21 protein-coding genes are annotated in these 17,122 nt (G+C 62.7%); 14 read left to right on the top strand and 7 right to left on the bottom strand.

The features are described from left to right. Positions 1-271: 271 nt before the first annotated feature. Genes HQ912_RS14105 through HQ912_RS14095 form a run of 3 tightly spaced genes read left to right on the top strand, consistent with a single transcriptional unit; the run spans position 272 to position 1,333 of the window. Positions 272-415 carry a hypothetical protein gene (locus HQ912_RS14105; protein ID WP_172833795.1) on the top strand — a complete coding sequence of 48 codons (144 nt, stop codon included), beginning with the start codon at positions 272-274 and terminating at the stop codon, positions 413-415. Positions 416-452: 37 nt separating this feature from the next. Next, a complete protein-coding gene (locus HQ912_RS14100) occupies positions 453-1,136 on the top strand; it encodes a Crp/Fnr family transcriptional regulator (RefSeq protein ID WP_047225841.1) in 684 nt (227 codons plus the stop codon). Beyond that, positions 1,133-1,333, top strand: a complete 201-nt coding sequence (locus HQ912_RS14095) for a hypothetical protein (RefSeq protein ID WP_047225840.1) — start codon at positions 1,133-1,135, stop codon at positions 1,331-1,333. The genes HQ912_RS14100 and HQ912_RS14095 overlap by 4 nt, the downstream gene beginning before the upstream one ends. A 4-nt stretch (positions 1,334-1,337) precedes the next feature. Here HQ912_RS14095 and HQ912_RS14090 read toward each other — a convergent pair whose 3' ends face one another. The 6 genes from HQ912_RS14090 to HQ912_RS14065 form a co-directional block, all read right to left on the bottom strand. Continuing rightward, entirely contained in the window at positions 1,338-3,176 is a 1,839-nt protein-coding gene (locus HQ912_RS14090) for a nitric oxide reductase activation protein NorD (RefSeq protein ID WP_047225839.1), read from the bottom strand. A gap of 161 nt (positions 3,177-3,337) precedes the next feature. Further along, entirely contained in the window at positions 3,338-4,765 is a 1,428-nt protein-coding gene (locus HQ912_RS14085) for a cbb3-type cytochrome c oxidase subunit I (RefSeq protein ID WP_047225838.1), read from the bottom strand. 3 nt (positions 4,766-4,768) lie between these two features. Beyond that, entirely contained in the window at positions 4,769-5,209 is a 441-nt protein-coding gene (locus tag HQ912_RS14080; RefSeq protein WP_047225837.1) for a c-type cytochrome, read from the bottom strand. Positions 5,210-5,486: 277 nt separating this feature from the next. Next, positions 5,487-5,732 (bottom strand): cytochrome C oxidase subunit IV family protein, encoded by a 246-nt coding sequence (locus tag HQ912_RS14075; protein ID WP_047225836.1) that lies wholly within the window; start codon positions 5,730-5,732, stop codon positions 5,487-5,489. Between the two features lie 12 nt (positions 5,733-5,744). After that, a complete protein-coding gene (locus HQ912_RS14070; RefSeq protein ID WP_076384506.1) occupies positions 5,745-6,332 on the bottom strand; it encodes a cytochrome c oxidase subunit 3 family protein in 588 nt (195 codons plus the stop codon). Further along, positions 6,316-7,119 carry a CbbQ/NirQ/NorQ/GpvN family protein gene (locus HQ912_RS14065; RefSeq protein ID WP_076384504.1) on the bottom strand — a complete coding sequence of 268 codons (804 nt, stop codon included), beginning with the start codon at positions 7,117-7,119 and terminating at the stop codon, positions 6,316-6,318. Before HQ912_RS14065 ends, HQ912_RS14070 begins: the two co-directional genes overlap by 17 nt. Positions 7,120-7,428: 309 nt before the next feature. On the opposite strand from HQ912_RS14065, the gene nirS reads away from it, so the two are divergent. The 11 genes from nirS (at position 7,429) to HQ912_RS14010 (ending at position 16,518) form a co-directional block, all read left to right on the top strand. Beyond that, complete coding sequence (gene nirS / locus HQ912_RS14060; RefSeq protein ID WP_231990623.1) at positions 7,429-8,997, top strand: nitrite reductase; 1,569 nt, start codon at positions 7,429-7,431, stop codon at positions 8,995-8,997. Positions 8,998-9,021: 24 nt separating this feature from the next. Then, entirely contained in the window at positions 9,022-9,333 is a 312-nt protein-coding gene (locus tag HQ912_RS14055; RefSeq protein WP_047225832.1) for a c-type cytochrome, read from the top strand. A 119-nt stretch (positions 9,334-9,452) separates the two neighbouring features. Then, complete coding sequence (locus tag HQ912_RS14050; RefSeq protein WP_047225831.1) at positions 9,453-9,782, top strand: c-type cytochrome; 330 nt, start codon at positions 9,453-9,455, stop codon at positions 9,780-9,782. Beyond that, positions 9,779-10,957, top strand: coding sequence for a cytochrome D1 domain-containing protein (locus HQ912_RS14045; RefSeq protein WP_173406917.1), 1,179 nt, complete (start codon positions 9,779-9,781; stop codon positions 10,955-10,957). Before HQ912_RS14050 ends, HQ912_RS14045 begins: the two co-directional genes overlap by 4 nt. A gap of 2 nt (positions 10,958-10,959) precedes the next feature. Beyond that, the gene (locus HQ912_RS14040) at positions 10,960-11,418 is read left to right on the top strand and encodes an Lrp/AsnC family transcriptional regulator (protein WP_107322419.1); all 459 of its coding nucleotides are present in this window, start codon (positions 10,960-10,962) and stop codon (positions 11,416-11,418) included. After that, positions 11,415-11,927 (top strand): Lrp/AsnC family transcriptional regulator, encoded by a 513-nt coding sequence (locus tag HQ912_RS14035; protein WP_107322418.1) that lies wholly within the window; start codon positions 11,415-11,417, stop codon positions 11,925-11,927. Before HQ912_RS14040 ends, HQ912_RS14035 begins: the two co-directional genes overlap by 4 nt. Then, positions 11,920-12,363: an Lrp/AsnC family transcriptional regulator gene (locus tag HQ912_RS14030; protein WP_047225827.1), complete on the top strand. Its 444-nt coding sequence runs from the start codon at positions 11,920-11,922 to the stop codon at positions 12,361-12,363. The genes HQ912_RS14035 and HQ912_RS14030 overlap by 8 nt, the downstream gene beginning before the upstream one ends. Further along, positions 12,338-12,940, top strand: a complete 603-nt coding sequence (locus HQ912_RS14025) for an Lrp/AsnC family transcriptional regulator (protein WP_047225826.1) — start codon at positions 12,338-12,340, stop codon at positions 12,938-12,940. Before HQ912_RS14030 ends, HQ912_RS14025 begins: the two co-directional genes overlap by 26 nt. Positions 12,941-12,963: 23 nt before the next feature. Next, positions 12,964-14,160 carry a heme d1 biosynthesis radical SAM protein NirJ gene (gene nirJ, locus HQ912_RS14020; protein ID WP_047225825.1) on the top strand — a complete coding sequence of 399 codons (1,197 nt, stop codon included), beginning with the start codon at positions 12,964-12,966 and terminating at the stop codon, positions 14,158-14,160. 37 nt (positions 14,161-14,197) lie between these two features. Beyond that, on the top strand, positions 14,198-15,028 hold the full coding sequence (cobA, locus tag HQ912_RS14015) for a uroporphyrinogen-III C-methyltransferase (RefSeq protein ID WP_107322417.1): 831 nt from the start codon (positions 14,198-14,200) through the stop codon (positions 15,026-15,028). After that, positions 15,025-16,518 (top strand): nitrite reductase, encoded by a 1,494-nt coding sequence (locus HQ912_RS14010; protein WP_173406916.1) that lies wholly within the window; start codon positions 15,025-15,027, stop codon positions 16,516-16,518. The genes cobA and HQ912_RS14010 overlap by 4 nt, the downstream gene beginning before the upstream one ends. A 50-nt stretch (positions 16,519-16,568) precedes the next feature. On the opposite strand, the gene HQ912_RS14005 is transcribed toward HQ912_RS14010, so the two are convergent. Then, positions 16,569-17,096, bottom strand: a complete 528-nt coding sequence (locus HQ912_RS14005) for a nitrous oxide reductase accessory protein NosL (protein ID WP_047225823.1) — start codon at positions 17,094-17,096, stop codon at positions 16,569-16,571. Positions 17,097-17,122 lie beyond the last annotated feature (26 nt).

The following is a 17,122-nucleotide window of genomic DNA, read 5'->3' as shown; positions in this document are numbered from 1 at the left end:
CTTGCAAGGGGCTTGCCGAAACTGTTCGAGGGTGCACCGCCCCACTCAATAAACCGTCTGTTTATCCCCTGAAGGGGCGAGCCTGCTGGCGATGAGGCCGGTCAGCTCGATATCTCCGCTGACTGATAAGCCGCCATCGTGAGCAGGCTCGCTCCCACAAATGGCCATCAACCGGGTAAATATAACCCTGTCATGGTGATTATCACCCTAACAGTACAGGGTCATTTATACCCATCTCACCGTACGGCCCCGCAAATCAACGGTTGCGGGCATGGCCCGTCTCTTGCTCTGGCAGGGCACAGACTTTTTTTTGCCGGGGTTATCCATGAAATACGTCGCGCTGCCACTCGCCTGGTTCGTCCTGCTCTCTTGCGTCGTGGGTCTGGCCAGCGGCCTGTCCCTGAGCCTCGTCTGAATCCGATTCATTTCCCTGCCATACAAGGACTCATGCCATGGTGCTTCACCGTGTTCATCACCAGATTCTGCGCAGTCATCACCTGTTCGAACCGTTGAACGAAGAACAGCTCGACGAACTGATGAGTACCAGCCAATTGCTGAATGTCGACAGGGGCGAACCGCTGTTCCGCCAAGGCGAACCGGCGCAGGCGTTTTACTTCGTGATCTCCGGCGCGGTGAAAATCTACCGGTTGACGCCGGACGGCCAGGAAAAAGTCTTCGAGGTGATCGGCGAGCGCCAGACCTTCGCTGAAGCCATGATGCTGATGGACACGCCGAACTACGTCGCTTGCGCAGAGGCCGTTGGGCCAACCCAGCTGTATCGCCTGTCCAATGCCACGTACATGCGTCTTTTGCAAAGTAACAGCCGGTTGACCTTCGCCCTGCTCGGCAAGCTCTGTGTGCGCCTGCACCAACGGGTCAACGAGATTGAAACCCTGTCGCTGAAAAACGCCACCCACCGCGTGGTGCGCTACCTGCTGACACAACTGGTGCGCTTGCAAACCGTGGACAGCCAGTTCGAGCTGCCCATGGCCAAGCAACTGATCGCCGGACACCTGTCGATCCAGCCAGAAACCTTCTCGCGGATCATCCGCCGGCTGATCGATGAAAAAATCATCACCCAGGACGGTCGCCAGATCGCCATTCTCGATCGCCTGCGCCTGGAACATTTCGAATGAGCGCACAACCCACCTGCCTGTATTGCCAACACACCAACCCCGCCAATCAAAGCGAATGTCGCCAGTGCGGCATGCCGCTGCCGGCCGAGGCGGCGCTGGCTGGCGAGCGTCGCCTGCGACGCTTCACCTGGTTCTGTATCGGTCTGACGATATTCTGCGTCGTCATGTTTTTCTGGTTACCCCGCGACATCGCCTGAACCCTCAATCCTGAGTCAACTGCCGGTACAACTGCGGCAAACGCAGCGGCAGTTGCTCCGGCTGACGGATCAAGGTGTAGCCGTTGGCGCCGAACATGTACGGCAGGTAATCCCCGGCTTCACGATCGATGGTGATGCAAAACGGCGTCAGCCCCTGGCGCCGAGCCTCCAGCACCGCCTGGCGGGTGTCCTCCACGCCATAGCGCCCTTCATAGAGATCCAGATCGTTGGGTTTGCCATCGCTCACCAGCAACAACAACTTGCGTCGCCGCTTGCACCCTTCCAGCCGTTGGGTGGCCTGGCGAATGGCGGCGCCCATGCGCGTGTAGTAACCGGGCCTGAGGCCCTGGATCCGACCGCGGGTGTGGTCGTCATAGCCTTGGTTGAACGCCTTGATCTCGTGCATCCGCACCTGTTGTCGGCGCAGTGAAGAGAACCCGTACAAGGCAAAATCATCCCCCAGCACCGACAGGGTTTCACCGAACAGCAGCAAGCTGTCGCGGATCACGTCGATCACCCGGTGTTCGTCGTTGAGGTGGGCATCGGTGGACATCGACAGATCGGCCAACAGCAGGCAAGCCAGGTCGCGGCGGGTCTGGCGTTGTTCCATGAACAAGCCGCGTTCGCTGCATTGGCCGTGCTGACGCTCGACGTGGAAGTCCAGCCAGGCTTGCAGGTCCAGCTCCGAACCCTGGGTTTGCTGGCGCAGCCATTGTCGATCGTTGCGCAGGTGCTCGAACTGGCGTCGCAAACGCTGGGCCGAGGCGCGCAGGCGGTTCGGCAGCGGCTGAGGTTCGCAGTCCCGGGGAGTGAAAGTCTGCACACTGACGAAATCATCCTGGAGGCGTTGCTTGCGGTAGTCCCATTCCGGCAACAGGATGCCCGCGCCCAGGGGAATGTCATCCACATCGGCCGGCGGCAAGTCCAGGTGCAACTTCAAACCGCCGCCCTTGCGCAAGCGGGTGCGCGACAGGGTCAATTGGTCCAGGTCCTCGGCGACGCGCGCCGCGTCCGGGTCTTCGCTGTCGTCCGCCCAGCGATCCAGGTCCACGTGCTCGGTCCAACTGAACAGGTTCTCCAGGCGCACGATCAGCAACCCACCGTCCCGGGTGGTGTCGTCGATGCGCTCGGCGCGCTTGCGACCGCCCTGCTGCTCACCCGGCGGCGTCGCCAGGTATTGCTCGGACTCCTCGAGGTTGGCCGCCTGGGGATTGCCTAGATGCTGGGGCGGATACAGCCACAGCGGCAGCGGCCAGGCGGCCCGCTCACTGCGCGGAAAATGCTCGACGCTGCCCGGTTCGCGCAAGGCCTGACACAGCGCGCGCTCCAGGGCCGCCTCGGCCGGGGGCAATGATTGTGGGTCGGGACGCAACGACAGATGCGCATCCACCAGCCGCCGATATCGGCCACGCAGCGCCGGGTAACGCCCCAGCAGTGCTTGGGTCCAGCGTTGGTTGTCACGTCCCCAATGTTTCATCGGCCCCGCTTGCGCGGCCAGCAACGCCAGCCAGCGGTACAGTTCTTCGTTCAACCCGGTATCGGGAAACGCCGCCAGGCTCGCCGGCAAACGCAGGTTGTCGCCATCGCACCAGGCCAATGGCACTTGCTTGCAGGTGCCGGCGATCTGCTGCAACAGGTTGCGGCGCAGCAGCAGGTCGCGGTCGCTGACCGCCTCCACACCCAGGTGAGAAGCACCACCGGTGGCGCGTAACAACACATGCAAAGCCCGTTGCCGGGGGATCAACTCCACCCGCGCTTCGGGAAAATCCACACTGGCGCGGCGGGTGATGAAACGGTGCCAGACGCTGCCGACCCACTCTTCCAGTTCAAGGGTGAATGCCATGGTTATTCTCCTATCGACGCGTTGCGGTGGAGGGACTGGCTCGCATCGCTTTTGTGGCGAGGGAGCTTGCTCCCGCTTGGGTGCGAAGCGCCCATCAAAAAGGGTCTGCTGCGCAGCCCAGCGGGAGCAAGCTCCCTCGCCACGGCCTCAGTGGTGGCCTTTCAAGACGGCACCACCGCCGCCGGAGCGCGCAAAGCGGCGCGGCCACGTTGGCGGAAGCTGAACAGGTAGCAGAGCAAACCAGCCAGGAACCCGACGCCGCTGACCAGACGCGCCCAGAACAGCGGCTTCAAATGGTCCATCGTCGCCATGAACGGCAAGGCACTGCCATCCGCCATCCAGCGTTGCAGCCACACCTGGACGACACCGGCTGCGGTGAGGAACAAGGTGATCATCACCATCGACAGCGTCATCAGCCAGAAGCCCCAGATCTCCAGGCGCTGCGAACGTTCATCCGCCGCTTCACCCAACCCGCGCAGACGCGGCATGGCGTAGCTGATCAGCGTCATGACGATCATCGCGTAGGCACCGTAGAAAGCCAGGTGACCGTGGGCCGCAGTCAGTTGCGAACCGTGGGTGTAGAAGTTCACCGGTGCCAAGGTGTGCAGGAACCCCCAGACGCCGGCGCCGAAGAACGCGGTGACCGTGGTGCCTTTGGCCCACAAGGTGGCGGCGCGGTTGGGGTGTTGCCGGCGACGGTTCTTCACCATGCTGAAGGCGAAGATCACCATCGCCAGGAACGGCAGCGGTTCCAGCGCGGAGAAGATCGATCCGACCCACAACCAGACCTCGGGTGCGCCGATCCAGAAGAAGTGGTGACCGGTGCCGATGATCCCGGTAATCAGGGCCATGGCGATGATCACGTAGAGCCACTTCTCGACCACTTCGCGGTCCACGCCAGTGACCTTGATCAGCACAAAGGCGAGCATCGAACCCATGATCAGTTCCCAGACGCCTTCAACCCAAAGATGCACCACCCACCACCAGTAATACTTGTCGCGGACGAGGTTTTCCGGGTTGTAGAAGGAGAACAGGAAGAACACCGCCAGGCCGATCAGGCCGGTCATCATCACCATGCTGACCGTGGTCTTGCGGCCCTTAAGCATGGTCATGCCGATGTTGTAGAGGAAACCCAGGCAGACCACCACGATGCCCATCTTGGTGATTGTCGGTTGCTCCAGGAACTCACGGCCCATGGTCGGCAGCAAATCGTTGCCGGTAACTTTCGCCAGCGTGGCATAGGGCACCGAGAGGTAGCCCAGGATCGTCAGTACCCCGGCGGCGGCGAACACCCAGAACAGCACGATCGCCAGCTTCGGACTGTGCAGCTCCCGATCGGCTTCCTCGGGTATCAGGTAGTACGCCGCGCCCATGAAGCCAAACAGCAGCCAGACGATCAGCAGGTTGGTGTGGACCATGCGGGCCACGTTGAAGGGAATCAGCGGGAACAGGAAGTCGCCGACCACGTATTGCAGCCCCATGATCAAACCGAACAGTACCTGCCCCAGGAACAACATCAGGGCAAACACGAAGTAAGGTTTGGCGACGGCCTGCGAGGCGAATTTCAGATGCGGATTAGCCATGCTCATCTCTCAGCCCTCCTTGTTTGGCGGCCAGCCATTGGTATTGATTTTCGAACTCCACTTGAGGAACTCGGCGATGTCGTCGACTTCCTGTTCGCTGAGGTTGAACTGCGGCATGGCGCGACGGCCGGGAACGTTCAGCGGCTGCATTTTCATCCAGGCCTGCAGGAACGGCGTGAAGGCTTCCTCGCCACCGCGCCGGTTGACCACATTGCCCAGCTCCGGCGCGAAATACGCGCCCTCGCCCAGCAGCGTATGGCAGCCGATGCAGTTGTTGCGCTCCCAGACGCCCTTGCCGCGTATCACCGATTCGCTCAATTGCGCCTGGTTGCTGCGCTCTGGAAAGGTCTGTTCCGAGTGGTAGGTCAGGGCCAGGAATATCAGGAAAAAGAACACGCTTCCCCCGAAATAAATATTCCTGGCCATGCCTTTGGTAAAGGTATCTGACATGGTCACTTCCTCATTGCTTGGCGTGTCCATTCTAGGAAGCGAGGGTCCAGAACCCGCTTGATGGCGATCAAGAATCTCCGATGGTTTTAGTGGGTTGTTCCAGCACAGCCAGGAAGCCAGGTGAGCTGTTGTGGCGAGGGAGCTTGCTCCCGCTGGGTTGCGAAGCGACCCTAAAACCTGCTGACGCGGAGTGTCAGATGGATTGAGTTGTTGCTGTAGGGGCTGCTGCGCAGCCCAGCGGGAGCAAGCTCCCTCGCCACAGGGAGTACGTCGGGATTCAGAGCGCGAACGAGATCACAATCGCGAGCAGCGCCGCCCAGCTCAACACCAGCCAGCGCCACAATCGCGGCGCATGGCGCAGCTCCATGAAGCCGTCGGCGATCAACCAGGCCTTGGTCACCGCCACCGCGAGGATGGCGATGGACACCAGCCCGGTGGCAGCGACCTGGCCTAGGGCAACGGTGCCGATGCTCAGCACGGCCAGTGTCATCCAGCAGACGATCAAGACACGGGAAACCGACATGAGCACCTCCGCTCAACCGAGAATGTAGACAACCGGAAACAGCAACACCCAGACCAGGTCCACCATGTGCCAATACAGCACGCCGGATTCCAGCCCGCTGCACTGCTGCGCCCCGTAACGCCGCCGCCGGCAACCCTCGGCCAGCCAGGCAAGGATCACCATGCCCAGCAACACATGGAGAAAGTGAAACGCCGTGAGGATCCAGTACAAGGTGAAGAAGGTGTTGTGCTCCAGGCCGAGACCGTTGGCCAACAAGTGGGCGTACTCGATGAGCTTGAGCGCCACGTAGCCGCCGGCAACCAACAAGGCCAGCCACAACAGCAGCGCCGCCTGGCGTGGCCGGTCCTGTCGGACTTGCTCCTGGGCCAAGGCTGCGAACAACCCGGCGCTCAGCAGGCTGAGGGTCATCGCCAGGCCGGTGGAGCGATCCAGCAACTGCCGGCCTTCGCTGAACAACGGCGGGTTCAATGCCTGGGCGACGGCGAATGCCAGGATCAGCAAGGCAAACACCGTCAGTTCGGCGAGGATGAAAAACCACATTGCCAGATCCCCTGGCAATCGCCGGGTGGACAGCGCAGCGGCTTCAGCCGAAGTGGACATCGACCACATCCATCAATGCGGCAACGGTTTGCGGATCGTCGCTCAACGGCTCGGCCAGACAGGCCAGACAGGCTTGGCGCGGGTCCATGCCGGCTCCGATCATGCGCGCGGCGAAAATCAGCAGACGCGTGGAGGCCACCTCCTCCAGATCATGCTGATCTAGCCGACGCAGCGCCTGCCCCAACCGCACCACCTGGGCCGCCAGAGCCATATCCACTCCGGCCTCGCGGGCAACGATGCGCTCTTCATCGGCAACCGTGGGATAGCCAAAGCGCATCGCCACGAAACGCTGGCGGGTGCTGGGCTTCATGCCCTTGAGCAAGTTCTGGTAACCGGGGTTGTACGACACCACCAGCATGAACGACGGCGGTGCCTGGAGAACCTCGCCGGTGCGTTCCAGGTACAGCTGCCGGCGATCATCGGCCAAGGGATGCAACACCACTGCGGTGTCCTGGCGTGCCTCCACCACCTCGTCCAGATAACAGATGCCCCCCTCGCGCACCGCTCGGGTCAGAGGCCCATCCTGCCACCAAGTGCCCTGGGCGCCGATCAGGTGACGACCCACCAAGTCGGCTGCGCTCAGGTCATCGTGGCAGGCCACGGTGTACAGCGGCAATTTCAGACGGTGAGCCATGTGCTGGACAAAACGGGTCTTGCCGCAACCGGTGGGGCCTTTGACCAGCACCGGCATGCCGTGCCGCCAGGCCTGTTCGAACAACGCCAGCTCGTTGTCCTGGGGTTGGTAGAAAGGTTCGGCCGGGTGTTCAAGGGTGTGGATAGCGTTCATGGCATGACCTGATCAGATAACACGATTGCCAGCCACGCTACGGGCCCCTGCGACAACCTGGCAAGGGCTGTGGCCGGCAAACTTGATCGCCGTCAAGCGGGTAACCACCGGCCTGGGCATAGCCTTGCAGCGCACCAAGAATCTGCGCGCCGAACGTCAATTGCAGGGCCGCGCGGGTCATGCCTGAGGAGAAATGGAATGCTGATCAGCCACAAAAAATCGTGGGTCATGGGGGTCGGGGCGCTGTGTACGGCGCTGGCTGCACTCAATGCCTTCGCCAACCCACCCGCTGCGCCGCAAGACGCCCGCATGGTCAAGACCGAAGGCGCGCCGGATCTGAGCCAGGCCGACTTCGACGCGGCCAAGCAAATCTACTTCCAGCGCTGCGCCGGCTGCCATGGTGTGCTGCGCAAGGGCGCCACCGGTAAACCGCTGACACCCGACATCACCCAGGGCCGCGGCCAGGCCTACCTGGAGGCGCTGATTACCTACGGTTCAGCCGCCGGCATGCCCAACTGGGGCACCTCCAACGCCCTGACCAAAGACCAGATCACGGTAATGGCCAAGTTCATCCAACACACCCCGCCTACCCCACCGGAATGGGGCATGGCCGAAACCCTCAAGACCTGGAAGGTGCTGGTCAAACCTGAAGACCGGCCCACCCGGCAACTCAATTCACTCAACCTGCAAAACCTGTTTTCAGTCACCCTGCGCGATGACGGCAAGATTGCCCTGGTCGACGGCGACAGCAAAAAGATCGTCAAGCTGATCGACACCGGTTACGCGGTGCACATTTCGCGTATCTCGGCGTCCGGGCGTTACCTGCTGGTGATCGGCCGGGACGCCAAGATCGACATGATCGACCTGTGGCCGCAAGAGCCGACCAAGGTGGCCGAGATCAAAGTCGGGATCGAGGCCCGCTCGGTGGAAACCTCCAAGTTCAAGGGCTACGAAGACAAGTACACCATTGCCGGCTCGTATTGGCCGCCGCAGTTCACCATCATGGACGGCGAGACCCTGGAGCCCAGGCAGATCGTCTCGACGCGCGGCATGACCGTCGATACCCAGCAATATCACCCCGAACCGCGGGTCGCGGCGATCATCGCGTCACATGAGTGGCCGGAGTTCATCGTCAACGTCAAGGAAACCGGCAAGGTGATGCTGGTCAACTACCAGGACATCAAGAACCTCACCATCACCAGCATCGACGCCGCACCGTTCCTGCATGACGGTGGCTGGGACAGCAGCCATCGCTATTTCATGACGGCGGCGAACAACTCCAACCAGGTGGCAGTCATCGACTCCAAGGAGCGCAAGCTCACCGCCCTGGTGGATGTCGGTAAAACCCCGCACCCGGGACGCGGCGCCAACTTCAACCATCCGCTCTACGGCCCGGTCTGGGCTACCAGTCACCTGGGTGATGCCGGCGTCTCACTGATCGGCACCGACCCGGTCAAGCATCCGCAATATGCCTGGAAACAGGTGGACTCGCTCCAGGGCCAGGGTGGCGGTTCGCTGTTCATCAAGACCCACCCCAAGTCCCGTCACCTGTACGTCGACACCACCCTCAGCCCCGACACCAAGCTCAGCCAATCGGTGGCGGTGTTCGACATCGACAAGCTCGACGCCGGCTACACAGTGCTGCCGATTGCCGAGTACGCCGGTATCAAGAAAGGTGCGATGCGCGTGGTGCAACCGGAATACAACAAGGCCGGCGATGAAGTCTGGTTCTCGGTCTGGAGCGGTCAGGAAGACGAGTCGGCGCTGGTGGTGATCGATGACAAGACCCTCAAGCTCAAGAGCGTGATCAAGGACAAACGCCTGATCACCCCTACCGGAAAATTCAACGTTTACAACACCCAACACGACATCTATTGAGCCCCATCAATAAGAGGAAAAACCATGAAGCCTATTCTGCTTGCCCTGACCTTGAGTGCCGCATTCAGCCTGCAACCGGCGCTGGCCCAGGACGGCCCGACACTGTTCAAGAGCAAACCCTGTGGCGCCTGCCACTCCATTGACACCAAGTTGGTAGGGCCGGCGCTCAAGGAGGTGGCGGCAAAAAATGCCGGCGTCGCCGGAGCACAAGAGCTGTTGGCCAAGCACATCAAGGAAGGCACGCAAGGAAACTGGGGACCAATGCCGATGCCAGCCAATCCGGTGACCGATGAAGAAGCCAAGATCCTCGCGGCGTGGGTCTTGACCCTTAAGTAACGTTGATTAAGAGCATCTCCCTGTGGCGAGGGGATTTATGGGGGAGCAAGGCTTGCTCCCAAATAAATCCCCCACCACAGGGGCCGCTCTCGGCTTTATTTCTCAAACAGGAGTACGTCATGGACCGACACCGCTATGCAACCCGGATGACCACCCTCCTCTTCGTCTTTTGTACCCCGGTGCTGGCCGCTCCCGACCACCAGCGCCAGGCCCAACTGCAACACCTGCTGGTCCAGGACTGCGGCGCCTGCCACGGCCTGCACCTGACCGGAGGCCTCGGCCCACCTCTGACCCGTGATGCCCTGGCCGGAAAAAACCGCGACAGCCTCATCGCCACCGTCACCCAGGGACGGCCCGGCAGCGCCATGCCCGGTTGGGAGCCATTGCTCGGTCCCGACGATATTCGCTGGTTGGTGGACCGGCTCCTTCAAGGAACTCCCGCCCCATGATCCGATCTCTGCTGTCTCTCACCGCCTGCGTGCTGTTGCTCTCGGCTTGTGCCCAGCCACCGCTGCGCGGCACCGGCGACTTGGGCGTGGTGGTGGAGCGCGCCACCGGCAGCCTGCAAATCATCGAAAGCGCCACCCGCACCGCCCTCGCCCGCGTCGAAGGGCTGGGGGATCTGTCGCACGCCTCGGTGGTGTTTTCCCGCGACCAGCGTTATGCCTATGTATTTGGCCGCGATGGCGGCTTAAGCAAGGTCGACTTGCTGAGCGCACGCATCGACCGTCGCATCATTCAGGGCGGCAACAGCATCGGCGGCGCGATCAGCCAGGACGGCAAGCTGATCGCCGTCTCCAACTACGAGCCCGGCGGCGTCAAGGTATTCGACGCGCAGACACTGGAACCGGTCGCGGACATTCCAGCCACACCATTGCCCGACGGCCAAAAACGTTCGCGGGTGGTCGGCCTGGTGGACGCGCCGGGGCAGCGCTTCGTATTCAGCCTGTTCGACACCGGCGAAATCTGGACCGCCGACTTCAGCCAGGGCCAGACACCACGCATCGAACGCTTCACCGCCATCGGCCGGCAACCCTATGACGCACTGATTACGCCGGACGGGCGTTATTACATGGCCGGACTGTTTGGTGAGGACGGCATGGCGCAACTTGACCTCTGGCACCCGGAGCGCGGCGTGAAACGGGTGCTGGACCAGTACGGGCGCGGCGAGGCGCGGCTCCCGGTATACAAGATGCCCCACCTGGAAGGCTGGGCCCTGGCCGATCAACAGGCCTTTGTGCCCGCCGTTGGCCATCATCAGGTGCTGGTGCTGGACGCCCGCTCCTGGCAACCGGTCGACGCCGTCGCCGTGGCCGGCCAACCGGTGTTTGTCACCGCCCGTCCCGATGGCCGACAGCTGTGGGTCAACTTCGCCTACCCGGACAATGACCGGGTGCAGGTCATCGACACCCAGACTCACGCCATCATCGCCGACCTGCGACCAGGGCCTGGGGTGCTGCACATGGAATTCACCGCTCGGGGCGACCAGCTGTGGCTGTCCGCTCGCGATGGCGGTGAGGTGCAGGTCTGGGATCCGTATCGGCTCGAACGCCTGAGCAGCCTGCCTGCCCTGAGCCCCAGCGGCATCTTCTTCAGCAGCCGTGCGCACAAACCGGGGTACTGACCATGACACCAAGCCCACTCGCCCGCCGCCTGATCGATCAGTTCCAGCATGGTCTGCCGTTGTGCGCCGAACCCTATCGGGCAATGGCCGATGCCCTGGGTTGCAGCGAAGCCCAGGTGCTCGATTGTCTGCAGCACCTGCAACTGGCGGGCACCCTGTCACGGGTCGGCCCGGTGTTCGAACACAGCCGAGCCGGGGCCAGCACCCTCGCCGCCCTGGCGGTGCCCGTGGACCGATTGCACCAGGTCGCAGCGCGCGTCAGTCAGTACCCGGAAGTCAATCACAACTACGCCCGCGAACATCGCTACAACCTCTGGTTTGTGCTGACCGGGCCTGATCGTGCCCACCTGGACAACATCCTCCGGGAACTGGAAAACGACACCGGCCTCACGCCGCTGGACCTGCCCATGCTGACCGCTTACCGCATCGACCTGGGCTTTGCCCTGGAGGCTACCCCATGAACACGACCCTGAGTGACCACCAGTCACTGCAACTGCGCCGTCTGCTGGAGACCGGCCTGCCCCTGACATCACGGCCCTTCCAGGCCCTGGCCGAGCAGATCGACGCCAGCGAACAACAGGTTCTCGACCAGGTGCAGCACTGGCAGGAACAGGGCTTGTTCCGCCGCGTCGGCCTGGTGGTCAATCACCGCGCATTGGGCTTTGCCGCCAACGCCATGCTGGTGCTGGACGTGCCGGATGCATTGGTCGATGAAGTCGGTCGCCGCCTTGGCCAGGCGCCGGGCATCAGCCTTTGCTATCAACGACCACGACGCTTGCCCCAGTGGCAATACAACCTGTTCTGCATGATCCACGGTCGCCAGCGCGACCGTGTCGAGGCCCAGGTCCAGGCACTGTTGGAGGAGCACTGGTTGAGTGATCTGCCGCACCAGTTGCTGTTCAGCACACACCTGTTCAAGCAGTGTGGCGGACGCTACGCAACACCGGCCGGAGTGGCGATCGATGGATGACCTGGACCGACGCCTGATCAATCGCCTGCAACTGGGTTTGCCGCTGGTACGCCAGCCCTGGCAAGCCTTGGCCGATGAACTGGACAGCAGCAGTACCGAACTGCTCGACCGGCTGCACGAGTTGCTCAACGACGGCGTACTCACCCGCTTCGGCCCGATGTTCGACATCGACCGCCTGGGCGGCGCGTTCACCCTGGCGGCGCTGGCGGTGCCCGAACCGCGTTTCGACACCATCGCCGAGCTGCTCGCGGCCATGCCCGAAGTGGCCCACAACTACCGTCGCGAGCACGCCTGGAACATGTGGTTCGTGCTTGCCTGCCCCAGTGAACAGGCGATCAGCGACACCTTGTTGCGTATCGAACGCCTGACCGGCCTGGAGCCGCTGAACCTGCCCAAGGAGGAGACTTACCATGTCGGCCTGTATTTCCCGGTCTGAGCCGTTGCCGCAGACGCTGCCTCGCCTGGATGAAACGCCACTGGCCCTGCGGCTGGTGGAACTGACCCAGGACGGCCTGCCCTTGCTCGAAGATCCCTGGGCCTGGCTGGCCGAGCAACTGGGGCTGAGCGTGGAATCGACCCTCGACCTGCTCAAGCGTTTGCAGGCCGAAGGCGCGATCCGCCGCATCGCCGCGGTGCCCAATCACTATCGCCTGGGTTATCGCCACAACGGCATGACTGTCTGGGATGTCGCCGACGCCGATGTGCCGCGCCTGGGCGCGCTGCTGGGTGCGCAGCCTTTTGTCAGCCACTGCTACCGCCGCCCGCGCCGGGCCGGTTGGCGCTACAACCTGTTTGCCATGGTCCATGGCCGCAGTCGCGAGGAAATCGACAGCTATCGCGAGCACCTGCGCTATCTGCTGGGTGAGGCCTGTAGCGCCGACGACATGCTGGTGAGCAGCCGCATCCTGAAAAAAACCGGCCTGCGCCTGTCGCCGGTGGGAGCAAAGCTTGCTCGCGAAACAGCCGCCTCGGTTTCTGAGGGACCGCATCGGCTTCAGGGCGGGCAAACCTAGCCCCCACAAGGAAGGAGTGACTTATGTTGAGGATCAGCCATTACCTGCGTGCCCTGGCCGGTCAATGTCCCGCGCCGCGTGTTGCACCACCGGGCAGTACACGAGCGCCGGTGGTGATCTGGAATCTGCTCAGGCGCTGCAACCTGACTTGCAAACACTGCTACGCCACCTCGGCCGACAGCGTGTTTCGTGATGAGCTGGACACGGCCGCGGCGCTCAAGGTCATCGACGACCTGCATGACGCGGGCGTACGGGTATTGATCCTGTCCGGCGGCGAGCCGCTGCTGCGCGAGGATCTGTTCCAGCTCAGTGCCTATGCCCGGCGCAAGGGATTCTTCCTGGCGCTTTCCACCAACGGTACGCTGATCGACCCGAGCAACATCGAGCAGATCGAGGCGGCGAACTTCGATTATGTGGGCATCAGCATCGATGGCCTGGAAGCGACGCACGACGCCTTCCGCCAGCTCAAAGGCAGTTTCGCCAGTTCCATGGCGGCCATCAGGTTGTGTCGCGAACGCGGGATTCGGGTCGGGTTGCGCACCACTCTGACCCAGCAGAACCACACCCAGCTACCGCGACTGCTGGATCTGATGAGCGAATACGACGTGCAGAAATTCTACCTGTCGCACCTCAACTACAGCGGTCGCGGCAAGCGCAGTCGTCAGCTCGACGCCCGGCAACAGATGAGCCGCGAGGCCATGCTCCTGATCTTCGAGCGGGCCTGGAGCGACATCCTGCACGGACGCGACACGGACTTCGTCAGCGGCAACAACGACGCCGATGCGGTGCTGTTGCTGCAATGGGTAGCCTCACGCCTGCCCCATCACTACGCCGAACTGGAACGCATGCTCAAGGCTTGGGGCGGTAACGCCTCGGGCAGCGGCATTGCCAATATCGACAACACCGGTGAGGTACACCCCGACACTTACTGGTGGCAGCACTCGGTGGGTAACGTGCGCCGGACGCCCTTTCGCACACTCTGGCTGGAACGTCCCGACGCTCTGCTGCAAAAACTGCGCGAGCATCCGCGCACCGTGGGTGGCCGCTGCGGACAGTGTCGTTGGCTGGCCATCTGCAATGGCAACACCCGCACACGCGCCTGGGCCGACGGCGACCTGTGGGGCCAGGACCCCGGCTGCCACCTCAGCGATGACGAAATCGGCTTGCACACGCTCCCCAGCACTTTGATTCCCAGCGTTGCATTGCCCTGCGCCCGATAACCCGACGGCGAACCTGATGATGAACCAAGGAAGTCCCATGTCTGCCTCTATCGTTCTGCCCGCTGCCCTGCAATCGTCCTTCAGACCGGGGGAAGTCGCGTTGGTCGGCGCCGGTCCCGGTGACCCTGGTTTGCTGACGTTACGCGCCTGGAGCCTGTTGATGCAGGCCGACGCGGTGGTCTACGACCGCCTGATCAGTGCGCAACTGCTGGGTTTGATCCCGCTGACGTGCGCCCGACATTACGTCGGCAAGGCCGCCGGCTGCCACAGTCTGCCCCAGGCCCAGATCAACCAATTGCTGGCCGACCTCGCGGACCAGGGCCAGCGGGTGGTCCGGCTCAAGGGCGGCGACCCGTTCATCTTCGGTCGCGGTGCCGAAGAGCTGGAATACTTGCTGGCCCGTGGTATCGATTGTCAGGTGGTGCCCGGTATCACTGCCGCATCCGGTTGCAGCGCCTACGCCGGCATTCCGCTGACCCATCGCGACCTGGTCAATTCCTGCCGTTTCATCACCGGCCACTTGCAGCGCGAAGGTGATCTGAACCTGCCTTGGCAAAGCCTGGCGGATGATAGCCAGACCCTGGTGTTCTACATGGGCTTGTCGAACCTGGGCAGCATTGCCGCACGGTTGATGGCCGCAGGCCTGGCCGCCGAGACTCCGGCGGCATTGATCAGCAACGGCACTCGTCCCGACCAGCAGGTGCTACGTGGCACCCTGCAACAACTGCCGGCCATGGCACGAGATTGCGTTGAAGGGCTGCCGACATTGACGGTGATCGGTAAGGTGGTCGGCTTGTTTGCCCAGCAGCCGATGCAGCATCCGGCGCGCGTTCATCCCAAACCCCAGCCTTTGAAGGTGGCGCTATGAAACGCATCGGGCTTGCGATGCTGTGGATCGGTACGAGCCATGGCGCCGTTACCACCGGTGCCGACCTGGAACAGGCCAAGCGCAATTACCAGCAGCTCTGCCAACAATGCCACGGCGTGAACCGCATCGGCGGCGCCGGGCCGGCGTTACTGCCCCAGAGCCTGGGCCGGATCAAGCCCGGCGAAATTCGCCAGGTGATCGAAAATGGCCGCCCCGCCAGTCAGATGGCGGCCTTCGGTACGCTGCTGGAGCCTGCACAAATCGACGCCCTGGCGCTTTATCTCCAGCGTCCGCCCAGCGTCGCGCCCAATTGGAATGAAGAGGATATTCGCCAAAGTCATCGGGTGCTGGTGGACGTCGCCACATTGCCCGACCAGCCGCAACACCGGGCCGACCCGCTGAACCTGTTCGTGGTGGTGGAAGCCGGCAATCATCACGTCGCGGTGGTCGACGGGGATCGGTTCGAGGTGCTCGCGCGCTTCGCCTCGCACTTTGCAGTGCATGGCGGACCGAAGTTTTCCCCGGACGGGCGTTTTGTCTACCTGGCGTCGCGCGATGGCTGGATCAGCCTGTATGACCTGCACAACCTCAAGCTGATCGCCGAAGTGCGGGCCGGGCTCAATACTCGCAACCTGGCGGTGAGCAAGGACGGTCGCTGGGTGCTGGTGGGCAACTCGCTGCCCGGCAATCTGGCGGTGCTGGATGCCCGGGACTTGTCCCTGGTCAAGACGATCGCGACGCTGGGCAGGGATGGCCAAGCTTCGCGGGTCAGCGCGGTCTATACCGCTGCGCCGCGCAACAGCTTCATCGTCGCACTGAAGGATGTGAACGAGGTTTGGGAACTGCCCACCGGTCCGAACCCGGACTTCGTGCCCAGGCGCATCGAGGTCCAGGATCATCTGGATGACTTTTCCTTCTCACCCGACTATCGCCAGTTGCTCGCCACCTCGCGCAAGGCCCAGGGTGGACAGGTGATCGACCTTGACAGTGGCCAGGTGGTCAGCGACATCAGCTTGCCGGGCATGCCGCACCTGGGCTCGGGCACCTATTGGAAGCGCGATGGCCGCTGGGTGTTCGCGACCCCCAACATCAGCAAAGGACTGGTGTCGGTGATCGACATCAACACCTGGAAAGTCATCAGGCAGATCCCTACCCTCGGGCCGGGTTTCTTCCTGCGCAGCCATGCCAACTCCCGCTATGCCTGGACCGACGTGTTCTTCGCCGCCGGCAACGATGCCATCCACCTGATCGACAAACAGACCCTGGAAATCGCCCACACCTTGCGCCCCATGCCCGGCAAAACCGCCGCCCACGTCGAATTTACCCACGACGGCCGCTACCTGCTGTTGAGCATCTGGGACACCGACGGCGCGCTGATCGTCTACGACAGCCACACCCTCAAGGAAATCAAGCGCCTGCCCATGAACAAACCTTCAGGCAAATACAACGTGGGCAACAAGATCGAATTTGCCGAAGGTACGTCTCACTGAACGGGCGATCAGGGCAAACCTGCTCACCTCAGCGGGAGCAGGTTGCTCGTTCAATGATTCATCGGCGACATAGCGGTGGCCTGTCCCAGCAGCTTCTGGTCGATGTCTTGCAGACGCAGCACCTGGCCGCCGGTCTCGCGGGCGAGTTTTTCCGCCGCCTGGGCGTCGGCGAACGTGGCCAGGACGACGCCCATGGCGCCCTTGAGCTTGGAGCCGACGACGAAATAGGCGGTCCGGGCATCGATCAGGTGCTCATCATCCGGGGTGTTCCAGTGGCTGCGCCCCATGTCGTGGACGTACAACTGGACGTCGGCCCGATGGTTCTCCGGCTGCAGCCACCAGCTGAGCATCTCGGCCGGCGAGCAGAACTTCTTCACGCCGCTGGCGGTCGCTGCGGCGCCCTTGGGTCCGGGAAAATCCGTGATGACCATGCCGCAGACATGGCACTCGTCACTGGGATGGAACGCCAGCGCCGCCTTTGAGGCCGGTGTCGACTCAGGCTTGCCGCATGCCACCAGCACCAGGCACACCAACACTCCGGCCAGGACTCGGCCCGTCCTCGAATACACCCTGTTCATCGTTACATGCTCCCTCTATCAAGATC

This window comes from Pseudomonas sp. MPDS, assembly GCF_013283895.1.
GTDB classification, from domain to species: domain Bacteria; phylum Pseudomonadota; class Gammaproteobacteria; order Pseudomonadales; family Pseudomonadaceae; genus Aquipseudomonas; species Aquipseudomonas rhizophila.
This window is presented reverse-complemented; position numbering and strand designations above follow the sequence as displayed.

Coding starts and splice junctions, on each gene's coding strand:
- HQ912_RS14105 (WP_172833795.1), top strand. CDS start 272: ATGGCCCGTCTCTTGCTCTGGCAGGGCACAGACTTTTTTTTGCCGGGG.
- HQ912_RS14100 (WP_047225841.1), top strand. CDS start 453: ATGGTGCTTCACCGTGTTCATCACCAGATTCTGCGCAGTCATCACCTG.
- HQ912_RS14095 (WP_047225840.1), top strand. CDS start 1,133: ATGAGCGCACAACCCACCTGCCTGTATTGCCAACACACCAACCCCGCC.
- HQ912_RS14090 (WP_047225839.1), bottom strand. CDS start 3,176: ATGGCATTCACCCTTGAACTGGAAGAGTGGGTCGGCAGCGTCTGGCAC.
- HQ912_RS14085 (WP_047225838.1), bottom strand. CDS start 4,765: ATGAGCATGGCTAATCCGCATCTGAAATTCGCCTCGCAGGCCGTCGCC.
- HQ912_RS14080 (WP_047225837.1), bottom strand. CDS start 5,209: ATGTCAGATACCTTTACCAAAGGCATGGCCAGGAATATTTATTTCGGG.
- HQ912_RS14075 (WP_047225836.1), bottom strand. CDS start 5,732: ATGTCGGTTTCCCGTGTCTTGATCGTCTGCTGGATGACACTGGCCGTG.
- HQ912_RS14070 (WP_076384506.1), bottom strand. CDS start 6,332: ATGTCCACTTCGGCTGAAGCCGCTGCGCTGTCCACCCGGCGATTGCCA.
- HQ912_RS14065 (WP_076384504.1), bottom strand. CDS start 7,119: ATGAACGCTATCCACACCCTTGAACACCCGGCCGAACCTTTCTACCAA.
- nirS (WP_231990623.1), top strand. CDS start 7,429: ATGGTCAAGACCGAAGGCGCGCCGGATCTGAGCCAGGCCGACTTCGAC.
- HQ912_RS14055 (WP_047225832.1), top strand. CDS start 9,022: ATGAAGCCTATTCTGCTTGCCCTGACCTTGAGTGCCGCATTCAGCCTG.
- HQ912_RS14050 (WP_047225831.1), top strand. CDS start 9,453: ATGGACCGACACCGCTATGCAACCCGGATGACCACCCTCCTCTTCGTC.
- HQ912_RS14045 (WP_173406917.1), top strand. CDS start 9,779: ATGATCCGATCTCTGCTGTCTCTCACCGCCTGCGTGCTGTTGCTCTCG.
- HQ912_RS14040 (WP_107322419.1), top strand. CDS start 10,960: ATGACACCAAGCCCACTCGCCCGCCGCCTGATCGATCAGTTCCAGCAT.
- HQ912_RS14035 (WP_107322418.1), top strand. CDS start 11,415: ATGAACACGACCCTGAGTGACCACCAGTCACTGCAACTGCGCCGTCTG.
- HQ912_RS14030 (WP_047225827.1), top strand. CDS start 11,920: ATGGATGACCTGGACCGACGCCTGATCAATCGCCTGCAACTGGGTTTG.
- HQ912_RS14025 (WP_047225826.1), top strand. CDS start 12,338: ATGTCGGCCTGTATTTCCCGGTCTGAGCCGTTGCCGCAGACGCTGCCT.
- nirJ (WP_047225825.1), top strand. CDS start 12,964: ATGTTGAGGATCAGCCATTACCTGCGTGCCCTGGCCGGTCAATGTCCC.
- cobA (WP_107322417.1), top strand. CDS start 14,198: ATGTCTGCCTCTATCGTTCTGCCCGCTGCCCTGCAATCGTCCTTCAGA.
- HQ912_RS14010 (WP_173406916.1), top strand. CDS start 15,025: ATGAAACGCATCGGGCTTGCGATGCTGTGGATCGGTACGAGCCATGGC.
- HQ912_RS14005 (WP_047225823.1), bottom strand. CDS start 17,096: ATGAACAGGGTGTATTCGAGGACGGGCCGAGTCCTGGCCGGAGTGTTG.